This window comes from Streptomyces sp. NPDC044719, assembly GCF_056433405.1.
This window is the reverse complement of record NZ_JBWKHE010000005.1, coordinates 104,589-118,263: the sequence shown is the minus strand read 5'-3', so window position 1 is coordinate 118,263 and position 13,675 is coordinate 104,589. Positions and strand designations below refer to the sequence as shown.

11 protein-coding genes are annotated in these 13,675 nt (G+C 70.0%); all 11 read left to right on the top strand.

Annotation, left to right across the window (positions count from 1 at the left end; translation table 11 throughout):
• Positions 1-100 precede the first annotated feature (100 nt).
• The 11 genes from AC07DF_RS20700 (at position 101) to AC07DF_RS20650 (ending at position 13,664) form a co-directional block, all read left to right on the top strand.
• Positions 101-1,036 (top strand): carbohydrate ABC transporter permease, encoded by a 936-nt coding sequence (locus tag AC07DF_RS20700; RefSeq protein WP_478973093.1) that lies wholly within the window; start codon positions 101-103, stop codon positions 1,034-1,036.
• Positions 1,033-1,929, top strand: a complete 897-nt coding sequence (locus tag AC07DF_RS20695) for a carbohydrate ABC transporter permease (protein WP_478973090.1) — start codon at positions 1,033-1,035, stop codon at positions 1,927-1,929. Before AC07DF_RS20700 ends, AC07DF_RS20695 begins: the two co-directional genes overlap by 4 nt.
• Positions 1,926-3,209 (top strand): pectate lyase family protein, encoded by a 1,284-nt coding sequence (locus AC07DF_RS20690; RefSeq protein WP_478973087.1) that lies wholly within the window; start codon positions 1,926-1,928, stop codon positions 3,207-3,209. Before AC07DF_RS20695 ends, AC07DF_RS20690 begins: the two co-directional genes overlap by 4 nt.
• Positions 3,210-3,229: 20 nt before the next feature.
• The gene (locus tag AC07DF_RS20685) at positions 3,230-4,381 is read left to right on the top strand and encodes a Gfo/Idh/MocA family protein (protein ID WP_478973084.1); all 1,152 of its coding nucleotides are present in this window, start codon (positions 3,230-3,232) and stop codon (positions 4,379-4,381) included.
• Positions 4,378-5,223 carry a DUF6807 domain-containing protein gene (locus AC07DF_RS20680; RefSeq protein ID WP_478973081.1) on the top strand — a complete coding sequence of 282 codons (846 nt, stop codon included), beginning with the start codon at positions 4,378-4,380 and terminating at the stop codon, positions 5,221-5,223. Before AC07DF_RS20685 ends, AC07DF_RS20680 begins: the two co-directional genes overlap by 4 nt.
• Positions 5,220-6,728 carry a glycoside hydrolase family 43 protein gene (locus AC07DF_RS20675; protein ID WP_478973078.1) on the top strand — a complete coding sequence of 503 codons (1,509 nt, stop codon included), beginning with the start codon at positions 5,220-5,222 and terminating at the stop codon, positions 6,726-6,728. Before AC07DF_RS20680 ends, AC07DF_RS20675 begins: the two co-directional genes overlap by 4 nt.
• Positions 6,729-6,762: 34 nt before the next feature.
• Positions 6,763-8,754, top strand: coding sequence for a pectinesterase family protein (locus AC07DF_RS20670; RefSeq protein ID WP_478973075.1), 1,992 nt, complete (start codon positions 6,763-6,765; stop codon positions 8,752-8,754).
• A 49-nt stretch (positions 8,755-8,803) separates the two neighbouring features.
• Positions 8,804-10,153 (top strand): ABC transporter substrate-binding protein, encoded by a 1,350-nt coding sequence (locus AC07DF_RS20665; RefSeq protein WP_478973072.1) that lies wholly within the window; start codon positions 8,804-8,806, stop codon positions 10,151-10,153.
• A 102-nt stretch (positions 10,154-10,255) separates the two neighbouring features.
• Positions 10,256-11,053 carry a rhamnogalacturonan acetylesterase gene (locus tag AC07DF_RS20660; protein WP_478973069.1) on the top strand — a complete coding sequence of 266 codons (798 nt, stop codon included), beginning with the start codon at positions 10,256-10,258 and terminating at the stop codon, positions 11,051-11,053.
• Between the two features lie 33 nt (positions 11,054-11,086).
• Positions 11,087-12,397 carry a pectate lyase family protein gene (locus tag AC07DF_RS20655; protein WP_478973066.1) on the top strand — a complete coding sequence of 437 codons (1,311 nt, stop codon included), beginning with the start codon at positions 11,087-11,089 and terminating at the stop codon, positions 12,395-12,397.
• A gap of 148 nt (positions 12,398-12,545) precedes the next feature.
• A complete protein-coding gene (locus AC07DF_RS20650; protein WP_478973063.1) occupies positions 12,546-13,664 on the top strand; it encodes a pectinesterase family protein in 1,119 nt (372 codons plus the stop codon).
• Positions 13,665-13,675: the final 11 nt, after the last annotated feature.

Genomic DNA, 13,675 nt, shown 5'->3' with positions numbered 1-13,675 from the left:
ACACCACCGCAAGAGGAACCCCGTACCGCGCTTCCGGGCGGACCCCCGCATATCGAGAAAGCGCTTCCCGTACGACCGTACCGAGATCGGAGACCCTGTCATGGCCCAAGCCGCAGCCGTGGCGAAACCGCCCGCGCCACCCCGGCGGCGCCGGGCCTCCGCCACGCCGCGCAGGCTCCCGTACCTGCTGATCGCCCCGGCCGCCCTGCTCATGCTGGGCTTCATCGCCTACCCGGTCATCAGCGTCTTCTACTACAGCCTGCAGAACTACAACCCCACCAAGCCGTGGCGGAACGGCTACGCGGGCTTCGACAACTTCGTCCACGCCTTCACCAAGGACCCCATCTTCTGGGACACCCTGGTCTTCAGCGCCAAGTGGGTCTTCGTCGAGGTCGGACTCCAGCTGCTGTTCGGCCTCGCGCTGGCCCTCATCGTCAACCAGACCTTCGTGGGGCGGGGCCTGGGACGCGCCCTGGTCTTCTCCCCGTGGGCCGTCTCCGGCGTGCTCACCTCCGCGATCTGGGTGCTGCTCTACAACTCCCAGACAGGTATCACCCGTTACCTCGCGGACATCGGCATCGGCTCCTACGGCACGAGCTGGCTCTCGGACACCTCCACGGTGTTCCCGGCGGCGGTCGTGGCCGACCTGTGGCGCGGTGTGCCGTTCTTCGCGATCCTCATCCTCGCCGACCTCCAGTCCGTCTCGAAGGACCTCTACGAGGCCGCCGAGGTCGACGGGGCCAGCCGCATCAAGCAGTTCTGGCACATCACGCTGCCGCACCTGAAGGACGCCATCATCCTGTCCACGCTGCTGCGCGCGGTGTGGGAGTTCAACAACGTCGACCTGCTCTACACGCTGACCGGCGGCGGCCCGGCGGGGGAGACCACGACCCTCCCGCTGTACATCGCCAACACCTCGGTCGACGCCCACAACTTCGGCTACGCGTCCGCCCTGACCACGGTCGCGTTCGTGATCCTGCTCTTCTGCTCGATGGTCTATCTGCGGCTGAGCAAGTTCGGAGGCGACAACAAGTGAGCGTCAAGGAAGCCACCAAGGCGGCACCCGCTCCCGTGCGCGCCACCCCCGAACCGCCGCGGCCCACGAAGAGGAACCGCGCCTGGGACGAGGCACCCCGCTGGCAGGTCTACCTGCCCCTGGGGATCTACCTGGTCTTCACCCTCATCCCCTTCTACTGGATCCTGCTCTTCTCGCTGCGCCCGGCCGGCTCGACCTCGCTCGTGCCCTGGCCGATGACCTTCGACCACTTCGAGAAGGTGTGGACGGAGCGCAGCTTCGGTACCTACTTCGCCAACAGCGTGCTCGTCGGTGTCGCCACGCTGCTCATGACGACGCTCGTCGCCCTGGCCGGCGGCTACGCGCTCGCCCGGTTCGACTTCAAGATCAAGCGGGCGTTCATGCTCGGCCTGCTGTGCTCCCAGTTCGTGCCCGGAGCCCTGCTGCTGGTCCCGCTCTTCGAGATCTTCGCCGAACTCCAGATGATCAACTCGCTGGGCAGTGTCATCCTCGCCGAGACGGTCTTCCAGCTGCCGCTGTCGATGATCCTGATCAGCAACTTCATCAAGAACGTGCCGTACTCCCTGGAGGAGGCGGCCTGGGTGGACGGCTGCAACCGCATGACGGCCTTCCGGATCGTGGTGCTGCCGCTGCTGCGGCCCGGTCTGATCGCCGTCGGCTCGTTCGCCTTCGTCCACTCCTGGAACCACTTCCTGTTCGCCCTGATGTTCCTGAACAACCAGGACAAGCAGACGATCCCCGTCGGCCTCAACTCCCTGATGAGCGCGGACAGCGTCGACCTGGGCGCCCTCGCCGCGGGCGGCATCATCGCGGCCGTCCCGGTCGTGATCGTGTTCGCCTTCATCCAGAAGTGGCTGATCACCGGGTTCAGCGCGGGGGCGGTGAAGGGATGAGAATCGGGCAACTGGCCGTCGCGGCCGGGCTGTTGGGGCTGCTGTGCGTCCCCGCGCACGCCGAGGACCGGGACATCAGCCGCGACACCCTGCCGGCGAACGACGGCTGGGCCTCCGCGGGGCAAGGCACCACCGGAGGCGCCGCCGCCGATCCGGAGCACGTCCACACCGTCACCGACCGCGCCGGACTGGTCCGCGCCCTCGACGGCGGCAGCGACACCCCAAAGATCATCAAGATCGCCGGGACCGTCGACGCCAACACCGACGACGACGGCGACCGGCTGGACTGCTCCGACTACACCACCGGCGGCTACGCCCTGAAGAAGTACCTCGCCGCCTTCGACCCCCGCACCTGGGGCTCCGCCAAGCCCAGCGGCCCGCAGGAGGAGGCCCGCCAGGCCTCCGCCGCCCGGCAGGCCGAGCGGATCGTGCTGCCCGTCGGCTCCAACACCACCATCGTCGGACTCGGCGACTCTGCCGTTCTGAAGGGCGCCGGCCTTCAGGTGAAGAACGCCGACAACGTGATCATCCGCAACCTCGAGGTGCGCGACGCCTACGACTGCTTCCCCGTCTGGCAGCCCAACACCGGCGGCCTCGGCGACTGGAAGGCGGCCTACGACACGATCTGGCTGACCGGCGCCACCCATGTGTGGGTCGACCACGTCACCGCGTCCGACCGTGGGCACCCGGACGCCAAGGAACCCACCTATTTCGCCCGCAACTACCTGCGCCACGACGGACTGCTGGACATCACAGGCGGCTCCGACCTCGTGACCGTCTCCTGGAGCCGGTTCGCCGACCACGACAAGGCGATGCTCATCGGCAACGGCGACACCGCCACCGGCGACCGGGGCAGGCTCCGGGTCACGCTGCACCACAACGCGTTCGAGTCGGTCGTCCAGCGCGCCCCGCGCGTCCGCTTCGGGCAGGTGCACGTCTACAACAACCGGTACGAGGTCACCGACGACCACCGCTACTCCCTCGGCGTCTCCACCGAGTCGCGGATCCACGCCGAGAACAACGCCTTCCACGCCCCCGGCCACGTGGAGGTCGCCGACCTGGTCAAGAGCTGGAACGGCAGCGCCCTGCACCAGAGCGGCACCCTCTTCAACGGCTACCCGGTCGACCTGCTCGCCGTCTACAACGCCTACAACTCCGGCAGCGAGCGCGATCTGACCTCCGACGTCGGCTGGACCCCCACCCTGCACGGGCCGATCGACAGCGCCGCGGCGGCCGACCGGGCCGTGGCCCGCGGCGCGGGAGCGGGGAGGATCCCGTGACCGGTCGCATGATCGACGCCATGAACACACCTCTGCCTGTCGTCCTCGCCGGCGCCCGGGGCCACGGCCGCTGGCACGTCGAGAACATCCGCCGCCTCCAGAAGCAGGGCATCGTGCGGCTCGTCGGCGTCTGCGAGCTGACGCCGCTGACCGAGGAGGAACTCGGCGACCTGGGCACGCCCGAGCAGTCCGCCGACTTCGGCGCCTTGCTGGACTCCACCGGCGCCCGGATCGCCGTGATCTGCACACCGATCCCGACCCACACCGACCTCGCGCTCACGGCGGCCGGGCGGGGCGTGCACATCCTGCTGGAGAAGCCGCCCGCCCCCTCCTACGCGGAGTTCCGCCGCATGGCCGACGGGGTCGCGGCGGCCGGGGTCGTCTGCCAGATCGGCTTCCAGTCGCTGGGCTCGCACGCCCTGCCCGCCATCCGCGAGCTGGTCGCCGAGGGCGCGATCGGCCGGCTGGTCGGGCTCGGCGGGGCCGGTGCCTGGGTACGCGACGAGGACTACTTCCGGCGGGCGCCCTGGGCGGGCAAGCGGCGGCTGAACGGCGTCGACGTCATCGACGGGGCGCTGACCAACCCCCTCGCCCACGCCGTCGCCACCGCCCTCGCCCTGGGCGGCAGCACCCGCGCCGAGCACGTCAGCGGCATCGAGACCGAGCTGCTGCGCGCCAACGCCATCGAATCCGACGACACCTCCTGCGTCCGCATCACCACCACGCAGGGCCACCCGGTGACCGTCGCCGCGACCCTGTGCGCCGAGGAGTCGGACGAGCCGTACGTCCTGGTGCACGGCAGCAGCGGCCGGATCACCTTCTGGTACAAGCAGGACCGGGTGCTGCTCCAGCGCGCGGGGCACGGCCCGGAGGAGTCCGACCACGGCCGCACCGACCTGCTGGAGAACCTCGTCGCGCACCTCACCACCGGCGCGGCCCTGCTGGTCCCGCCGGCGGAGACCGGTGCCTTCATGAAGGTCGTGGAGGCCATCCGCACCTCTCCCGACCCGGCACCGCTGCCGGACACCGCCTGGCACCGGATCCCCGACGAGAACCGCCGTGTCGTCCCCGGCATCGACGGACTCGTCGCGGCCGCCGCCGACACCCTCTCCCTCTACTCCGAACTCGGCGCCCCCTGGGCGCACCTGTCGAACGAGGTGAGCACCAGATGACCAGCAACGACACCCCGGTCCTGCGCGTCGCGGGCCGGCCGGTCGGCCGGTACGTCACCCGGCCCGAACTGCCGGCCCGGCTCTCCCCGCGCCCGTATCTGCATCCCGTCACCACCCTGTCCGGTACGGCGGTCACCGAGCTGAGCCCCGCCGACCACGCACACCACCTCGGCGTCGGTGTCGCCGTTCCCGACGTCGAGGGGTTCAACTTCTGGGGCGGGCGCACCTACGTCCGCGACCAGGGCCCGACCGAGCTGGACAACCACGGCTCCCAGCGGCACGTCGCGTTCCAGCTGCGCGACCCGGACGGCTTCGTCGAGGAGCTGCGCTGGGTGGCGGCGGGCGGCGAACTGCTGCGCGAGCGCCGTACGGTCGCGGCCACCGAACTCACCGACCAGGCCTGGGCCCTGGACCTCACCTTCTCCCTCACCAACGTCACCAAGGAGCCGCTGTCGATCGGCAGCCCGGCGACCAACGGGCGTCCGGGCGCGGCCTACGGCGGCTTCTTCTGGCGGGCCCGCAAGGAGGCCGCGCCCCCGGACGTCTTCACCGCCCGCACCGAGGGCGAGAGCGAGGCGCACGGCAGGCCCTCCGACTGGCTCGCCCTGGCCGGCTCCGGCTGGACGCTGGTCTTCGCCGGGGCCACCGAACAGACCCGCCGCGACCCGTGGTTCGTGCGCACCGGGGAGTACCCCGGGGTGGGTTCCTCGCTGGCCCACGACGAGCGGCTGCCCATCCCGCCGGGCGAGACCGTCGTCCGCCGGATCGTCACCGTCGTCGCCGACGGCCGACTCGGCCGGGACGCCGCGGCCGCCCTGGTCCGCAAGGCGGTGAGCCCGTGACCACCCCGACCTACCGCAACCCGATCCTCGACGCCGACTGGTCCGACCCGGACGTCGTCCGCGTCGGCGACGACTTCTACCTGACCGCCTCCAGCTTCGGCCGCGTCCCCGGCCTGCCGTTACTCCACTCCCGCGACCTGGTGAACTGGACCCTGGTCGGCCACGCGCTGGACCGTCTCGAACCGGCGGAGGAGTTCGAGCGGCCCCGGCACGACTGCGGCGTCTGGGCCCCGTCCCTCCGGCATCACGACGAACGCTTCTGGATCTTCTGGGGCGACCCCGACCGGGGCATCTTCCAGGTCAACGCCCCCGAGATCAGAGGCCCCTGGACCCGGCCGCACCTGCTGAAGGCCGGCAAGGGCCTGATCGACCCCTGCCCCCTGTGGGACGACGAGACCGGCGAGGCCTATCTGGTCCACGCCTGGGCCAAGTCCCGCTCCGGCATCAAGAACCGCCTCACCGGGCACCGGATGCACCCCCACGGCACCGAACTCCTCGACGAGGGCAAGGTGATCGTCGACGCCGACCGCATACCCGGCTGGTTCACCCTCGAAGGACCCAAGCTCTACCGGCACGACGGCTGGTACTGGATTTTCGCCCCCGCCGGGAGCGTCGAGACAGGCTGGCAGGGCGCCTTCCGCTCGCGCGGCTTCTTCGGGCCGTACGAGGAGAAGATCGTCCTGGAGCAGAAGGACACCGACGTCAACGGCCCCCACCAGGGCGGCTGGGTGCGCACCCCGACCGGCGAGGACTGGTTCCTGCACTTCCAGCAGCGCGGCGCCTACGGCCGGGTCGTTCACCTGCAGCCGATGAGCTGGGGCCCGGACGGCTGGCCGGTGCTCGGGGACGACGGCGCCCCCGTCGCCGTGCACGAGATGCCCGGCCTGCCTCCGCAGCCGCCCGCGGCGCCCGCCACCGACGACGACTTCCCCGGCGGACGGTACGGCCGCCAGTGGCAGTGGACGGCCAACCCGGGCGACGGCTGGGCCACCCAGCACTCCGGGGACGGGCTCAGGCTGACCTGCGTCCGCTCGGCCGACGCCCACGACCTGCGCAAGCTGCCCAGCGTGCTCACCCAGCGGCTGCCCGGCGCGCCCCGCACGGTCGAGGTGGAGCTGCGGCTCGACAGCGACGAGCCCGGGGCCCGCGCCGGACTAGCAGTCCTCGGGGACGCGTTCGGCTGGATCGGCCTCCAGCGGGGCACCGACGGGACCACGCACCTCGTGCACCGGTTCGCGGAGGGGGTCGCGGACGCCGAACGGGATGCCGCCCACCCGCGGCTCGCGCCCGAGGGCCGGGCCCGGCTGCGGATCGAGATCGGCGCGGGCGCGCGCTGCCGCTTCTCGGCCGACACCGGCGACGGCTTCCGGCCCTCGGGCCCGGTCTTCGCCGCCACCCCGTGGCGCTGGGTCGGCGCCCTGCTCGGCCTCTTCGCCCTCGCGCCCACCGGTCAGGGACACGCCGGCGCGGCGACCTTCACCCGGTTCCGGATCAGCACCTCGTAACGCACCTGCCGTCGTACGCCTGTTGGGAGCCGCAATGACGCACTTCCGTAGCAAGCGCTTGTCGAGACCGGGGCACGGCAAGGTCGTGGCCACCGTGCTCGGCCTCGTCGCCGCGCTGAGCCTCGGGGCGATGGGAGAAGCCCAGGCAGCCCCGCCGGCGAAGACCGTGCCCGCGGCCGACCGCTGGACCGACCGCCCCCACGGCTTCGCCTCCCTCGCCGGCGGCACCACCGGCGGCGCGGGCGGCAAGGTCGTCACCGTCACCGACCAGGCCGCACTCGCCAAGTACGCGGCGGCCGAGGAGCCCTACGTCATCCGCGTCAAGGGCGCCTTGAAGATGGACCCGTTCGGCACGGAGATACCCGTCGCCTCGGACAAGACCATCATCGGCGTCAGCGACACCGCCGAGATCGTGCACGGCGGCTTCACCCTCGACCCCGGCACGCACAACGTCATCATCCGCAACCTCACCATCCGCGACACCGCCATCGAGGGCAACTGGGACTGCAAGGACACCGACTACGACGGCATCCGCCTCGACACCGCCCACCATGTGTGGATCGACCACATACGGTTCTCGCGGATCTGCGACGGCCAGCTCGACATCCGCAAGGACAGCGAGTACGTCACCGTCTCCTACAACCGGTTCACGAACAACAACAAGACCTTCGGCATCGGCTGGACCCCGAACGTCAAGACCCAGATCACGGTCGACCACAACTGGTTCACCGGCACCAAGCAGCGCAACCCGTCCGCCGACAACTGCGCCTACGCGCACCTCTACAACAACTACCTGTCCTCGCAGCTCTCCGACGGCGACCCCGTGTGGACCTACGGGAACTGGTCGCGCGGCCGGACGAAGATGGTCATCGAGAACAGCTTCTACGACGGCGTTCAGCACCCCTATCAGGCCGACGCCACCGCCGAGCTGGTGCAGCGCGGCTCGATCCTGCGGAACACCACGGGCCGGCACGACGCCTGGGGCACGGCGTTCGACCCCCGCGAGTTCTACGCCTACCGGCTCGACCCGGCCGCCGCCGTGCCCGCGCTGGTGAAGAGGTTCTCCGGGCCGCAGAAGCGGATCGGCGGCCCTGTCGAGCTGAACGTACCGGCCGACTACCCGACCGTGCAGTCCGCCGTGGACGCCGTGCCCGACGGCAACGACACCCCGGTGACCATCGCCGTCGCGCCGGGCACCTACCGCGAGAAGGTGTACATCCCCGCGAGCAAGCCACAGCTTGTGCTGCGCGGGACCGGACGCGACCGCTCCGACACGGTCATCGTCTTCGACACGCCCGCCGCGTACGGAGGCTCGACGGGGAGCGCCACCGTCCGCATCGCCGCGAACGACGTCACCGCACGCAACCTCACCTTCAGCAACGACTTCGACGAGGCCGCGCACGAGCTGAACGGCGAGCAGGCGCTGGCGATGAAGACGACCGGCGACCGGATCGTCTTCGAGGACACGGCGTTCCTGGGCAACCAGGACACGCTGATGACCGACAGCCCCAAGCTGACCACCGTCAGCCGGGTCTACATCCGCGACTCCTACATCGAGGGCGACGTCGACTTCGTCTACGGCCGGGCCACGACCGTGATCGAACGGTCGGTGATCCGGGCGCTGAGCCGCGGCTCGGACACGAACAACGGCTACATCACCGCCGCCTCGACGTGGACGGGAAACCCGTACGGGTTCCTGATCAGCCGGTCGAAGATCGTGAGTGACGCGCCCGCCGGGACCTTCCACCTCGGACGGCCCTGGCACCCGGGCGGTGAGCCGGACGCCGTCGCCCAGGTGCTGATCCGGGACACCGAACTGCCCGCCGCGGTCAAGTCGTCGCCGTGGACCGACATGAGCGGGTTCTCGTGGAAGGACGCGCGGTTCACCGAGTACCGCAACCACGGGGCCGGAGCGGGCGTGACCGCGGACCGGCCGCAGATGGGCGACGCCGCCGCGCGGACCCACACCGTCGCGCACTACCTCAAGGGCACGGACGACTGGGCTCCGTACGCCCGCCACCACTGACCCCCCGCACGTTCACAGCCAGTTGGATCCAGAAGAAGAGAGCCGACCAATGAAGATCAGCATTCGCAGAAGCAGGCGAGCCGCCACGGCCGTCGCCCTGGGGGCCGCGCTCGCCCTGACCGTCACCGCCTGCGGCGACGACGGCAGCGGGGCGAGCGGTGACAAGGGCTCCGAGGGGAGCGGCAAGGGCGAGATCGTCTTCTGGGACAACAACGGCGGTGTCCGCACCGAGATCTGGAAGAAGATCATCGCCGACTTCGAGAAGGCCAACCCGGACATCAAGGTCGAGTACGTCGGGATCGCCTCCACCGAGTACCAGTCCAAGGTCGACACCGCCCTCCAGGGCGGCGGCCTGCCGGACGTCGGCGGTGTGGGCGCGGCCATGCTCGCCGGGTTCGCCGCGCAGGGCGCGCTGGAGCCGCTGGACGAGCGGCTCGGCAAGTCCTCGCTGAACGGCAAGCTCAACAAGGACATGGTCGAGTCGCTGAAGGCGGCCGGCGGTGGCGACGACAAGCTGTACTCGATTCCGACCTCCGCGAACAACGGTGTGCTGTATTACCGCACCGACCTGTTCGAGAAGGCGGGCCTGGAGGAGCCCACGACGTGGGAGCGGTTCTACGAGGCCGCGGACAAGCTCACGAACAAGGGCAAGAACGAGTTCGGCTACACCATTCGCGGTGGCTCCGGGTCCATAGCCCAGGCGCTGGACGCCATGTACGGGCAGTCCGGGATCACGTCGTTCTGGGACGCCGGCGGTGACAAGACCACACTCAACGACCCGAAGAACGTGGCGGCGCTGGAGAAGTACGCGGCGCTGTACAAGAAGGTCACTCCGGCGGCCGACCTGAACAACGACTTCACGAAGATGGTCGCGCAGTGGGACTCCGGCACGATCGGGATGCTGAACCACAACCTCGGGTCGTACCAGGACCACGTGAAGGCGCTGGGGGTCGAGAAGTTCCGGGGTATTCCGCAGCCGGTGGGCGCCGGCGGCAAGCGCGTGCAGGTGTCCAACCCCGTGGACGGGCTGGGGCTGTTCAAGAGCGGCAAGAACAAGGAGGCCGCGTGGAAGTTCATCGAGTTCGCCACGTCCAAGGCGGAGAACTCGCGGTTCAACGAGGCGGCGGGGCAGGTGCCGTCGAACACGGACGCGGCGTCGGATGCGTGGATTTCGAAGGCGGAGCCCACGAAGCTGGCCGCTGACGCGTTGTCGGACGGGTCGACGACGATTGTGCAGTTGCCGTACTACCTGCCTGACTGGAACACGATTTCCAAGGCTGACAATGAGCCGAACTTCCAGAAGGTGCTGCTCGGGAAGATGAGTGCGAAGGAATTCCTGGACACGATGGCTGAGCAGTTGAATACGGCTCAGGAGGAGTGGAACCAGCAGAACGGTTAGTTCTGAAATTCGCCGTGGGGCGGCCTGTGGCTTGCCGGGTGCAGGCCGTCCCGTGGCTTGTCGCGCAGTTCCCCGCGCCCCTGAAAAAGGGAGTTGGTCTTGATGTCTCTCAGTCGAAGACAGGTTGCCGTCGCCGCAGTCGCCTCGGTTCCTCTCGCCTTATCTGCTGCCGGTGCCGCACAAGCCACCAGGCATCGCGGTCGCACCCTCTATATCGCCGGTGATTCCACCGCCGCCCAGAAATATGCTGCCGCCGCGCCCGAGACCGGGTGGGGGATGGCGTTGCCCTTCTTTCTTCAGCGGTCTCTCGCTGTCTCCAATCACGCGGTGAACGGGCGGAGTTCCAAGAGTTTCGTCGACGAAGGGCGGCTCGACGCCATTCTCTCCGTCATCAAGCCCGGCGATCTCCTTCTCATCCAGTTCGCTCACAACGACGAGAAGGCCGAGGACCCCACCCGCTACACCGAGCCCTGGTCGACGTATCAGGAGTATCTGCGGAGGTACGTCGACGGCGCCCGGGCCCGTGGTGCGCGGCCGGTGTTCGCCACCGCCGTCGAGCGGCGGAGGTTCGACGCGGGTGGGAAGGCCGTGCCGACGCACGGTGAGTATCCGGCGGCCATGCGGGCGCTCGCCGCCGAGGAACGGGTCGCGCTGCTGGATCTCCAGGCGCTGTCGCTCGCCCTGTGGCAGGAGCTCGGGGTCGAGGAGACGAAGACGTACTTCAACTGGACCGCGACCGAGCAGGACAACACGCACTTCAATCCGCCGGGCGCGATCGCCGTGGCCCGGCTCGTGGCACGGGAGCTGCTCCGGGCCCGGGTGCTCGCGCCGCGCGATGTGCGCCGGCTGGAGGCGGAGATCCCGGAGTCCTGGATCAGCTGGCCCGAGGCCGCCGCGTAACACCCCTCGACGCAGAAGGAAGAGAGCCGCACCATGAAGATTCAGAAGTGTCATGATCATGTCATTGGCAGAGTCGCCCTTTTGGTCGGGTGCACCGCGCTCGTGCTGTCCCTGGGCGGGACCGGCGCGCAGGCCCAGGCGCGGGACATGGCGCGCCAGACCCTCGGGGTGAACGACGGGTGGGGTGCGTACGGCACCGGCACCAGCGGCGGTGCCGCCGCCGATGCCGCGCACGTCTACACCGTCAGCACCTGGGAGCAGTTCAAGGCCGCCCTGAAGGACGGCGGTTCCGCGCCCAGGATCATCAAGGTGAAGGGGATGATCGACGCCGTCTCCCAGGGCTGCGAGGCGTTCGAGGCCGCGGGGTACGACTTCCAGAAGTACCTCGCGGACTACGACCCCGCCGTCTGGGGGCACGACAAGCCCGTCAGCGGTGAGCAGGAGGACCTGCGGGCCGCGTCAGCCGCCCAGCAGGACAAGGCCATCAAGGCGAGCGTGCCGGCCAACACGACGATCATCGGCGTGGGCAGGAACTCCGGGATCCTCGGCGGCAGCCTCCAGATCAAGGGCGTCGACAACGTCATCGTCCGCAACCTCACCATCGAGGCCCCGGTCGACTGCTTCCCGCAGTGGGACCCCACCGACGACAACAAGACCGGCGCCTGGAACTCCGAGTACGACGGGGTCGTCGTGTACGGCTCCACCCATGTGTGGATCGACCACAACACACTGACCGATGGCCGGTACCCCGACAGCTCCCTGCCGTCCTACTTCGGCAAGACCTACCAGCAGCACGACGGGCTGGCCGACGTGGTGCGCGGCTCGAACCACGTGACCGTGTCCTGGAACTCGTTCAAGGACCACGACAAGACCATGCTGATCGGCAACAGCGACAGTGCCACCGCCGACGACACGGGCAAGCTGAAGGTCACGCTGCACCACAACCGCTTCGAGGGCATCGTCGAGCGGGCGCCGCGGGTGCGGTTCGGGCAGGTCGACTCGTACAACAACCACTTCGTGGTCACCAAGGGCCAGAAGTGGGGCTACGTCTACGGCATCGGCAAGGAGTCCCGGCTCGTCGCCGAGCACAACGCGTTCACGCTCGCGCAGGGCATCAGCCCGGGGAAGATCCTCAAGAAGTGGAACGAGGCGCCGGTCACCGCGAACGCCAACTACGTCAACGGCAAGGCCGTCGACCTGATCGCCGTGCACAACGCGGAGATCCCCGGGGAGACGCTCCAGTCGGGTGCCGGCTGGAAGCCGAGCCTGCGGGCCGGTGTCGACCCGGCGAAGGCGGTCCCGGGCATCGTCAACGCCGGCGCGGGCGCCGGCCGCGTGCGCTGACCTGACGAGCCCCTCCTGAACCGGCCGGGGCGGCCCGCATCGCACCCCCGCCCCGGGGTGCGCCCGCCCCGGCCCTTCCCCGCCCCGGCCCTTCCCCGCCCCGGCCCTTCCCCGCCCCGCACCATCCGCACCGCGAAGGAGCAGCCGCATGCTCTCGCAACCCCACCGTTCCCTCTCCCGCCGGGGGTTCCTCGTCGCGAGCGCCGCGGCGGGCACCGCCCTCGGCCTCGCCGCCGGCCCCGCGCGGGCCGGTACCCGTCCGCGTCCGTTCGGCCGGTACGGCTCACCGGCCGCCCGCCGTGACCCCAAGACCCTGTACGTCCACCCGGGCGGCGCAGGTGACTTCACCACCGTCAGGGACGCCGTGGCCGCCGCGACCGGGACCGGCCACACCCTGGTCATCGCGCCGGGCGTCTACCGGCAGACCGTCGCCGTCGACCCCGCCCGTACGGAGATGACCTGGATCGGGGCGAGCGAGGACCCCCGAGACGTCGTGATCGTGTACGACAACGCGGCCGGGACCCCCAAGCCCGGCGGCGGCACCCACGGCACCACCGGCTCCGCCACCACCACCGTGCAGGCCGACGGCTTCACCGCCCGCTGGATCACCTTCGCCAACGACTGGCTGCGCGCCGACCACCCCGACATCACCGGCACCCAGGCCGTCGCCCTCAAGGTCCAGGGCGACCGGTCCGCCTTCCACCACTGCCGGTTCCTCGGCCACCAGGACACCCTGTACGCCGACTCCATGGCGCTGGGCACCTTCGCCCGCCAGTACTTCGCGCACTGCTACGCCGAGGGCGATGTCGACTTCGTCTTCGGACGGGCCACCGCCGTCTTCGACCACTGCCACTTCCGCACCCTGAACCGCACCGACCTGCCGGCCGCCCCGTACGGCTTCGTCTTCGCCCCGTCCACGGCCGGAGCCAACCCCCTCGGCTACCTGGTGACCAGGAGCCGCGTCAGCAGCGAGGCCCCCGACGGCCACTACAAGCTGGCCCGGCCCTGGGTGCCCAGCTCCGACACCACGGCCCGCCCGATGCTCACCGTCCGGGACACCTGGCTCGGCCCGGGCATCGACGCGGTCGCGCCCTACACGAACATGGCGAGCGGCCATCCCTGGCAGTCGATGAGGTTCGCCGAGTACCGCAACGCCGGGCCCGGTGCCGTCGTGTCCGTTCCGGAGAACCGGCCCCAGCTCACCCGGGCGCAAGCCGCCTCGCACACCGTGCAGACCTACCTCGGCGACTGGCGACCCTGTGCGTAGGGCCGCGGCGC

Excerpts from the sequence above, each read along its gene's own strand:
- AC07DF_RS20660 (WP_478973069.1), top strand. The coding sequence starts at position 10,256 with ATGTCTCTCAGTCGAAGACAGGTTGCCGTCGCCGCAGTCGCCTCGGTT.
- AC07DF_RS20655 (WP_478973066.1), top strand. The coding sequence starts at position 11,087 with ATGAAGATTCAGAAGTGTCATGATCATGTCATTGGCAGAGTCGCCCTT.
- AC07DF_RS20670 (WP_478973075.1), top strand. The coding sequence starts at position 6,763 with ATGACGCACTTCCGTAGCAAGCGCTTGTCGAGACCGGGGCACGGCAAG.
- AC07DF_RS20700 (WP_478973093.1), top strand. The coding sequence starts at position 101 with ATGGCCCAAGCCGCAGCCGTGGCGAAACCGCCCGCGCCACCCCGGCGG.
- AC07DF_RS20690 (WP_478973087.1), top strand. The coding sequence starts at position 1,926 with ATGAGAATCGGGCAACTGGCCGTCGCGGCCGGGCTGTTGGGGCTGCTG.
- AC07DF_RS20685 (WP_478973084.1), top strand. The coding sequence starts at position 3,230 with ATGAACACACCTCTGCCTGTCGTCCTCGCCGGCGCCCGGGGCCACGGC.
- AC07DF_RS20650 (WP_478973063.1), top strand. The coding sequence starts at position 12,546 with ATGCTCTCGCAACCCCACCGTTCCCTCTCCCGCCGGGGGTTCCTCGTC.
- AC07DF_RS20680 (WP_478973081.1), top strand. The coding sequence starts at position 4,378 with ATGACCAGCAACGACACCCCGGTCCTGCGCGTCGCGGGCCGGCCGGTC.
- AC07DF_RS20665 (WP_478973072.1), top strand. The coding sequence starts at position 8,804 with ATGAAGATCAGCATTCGCAGAAGCAGGCGAGCCGCCACGGCCGTCGCC.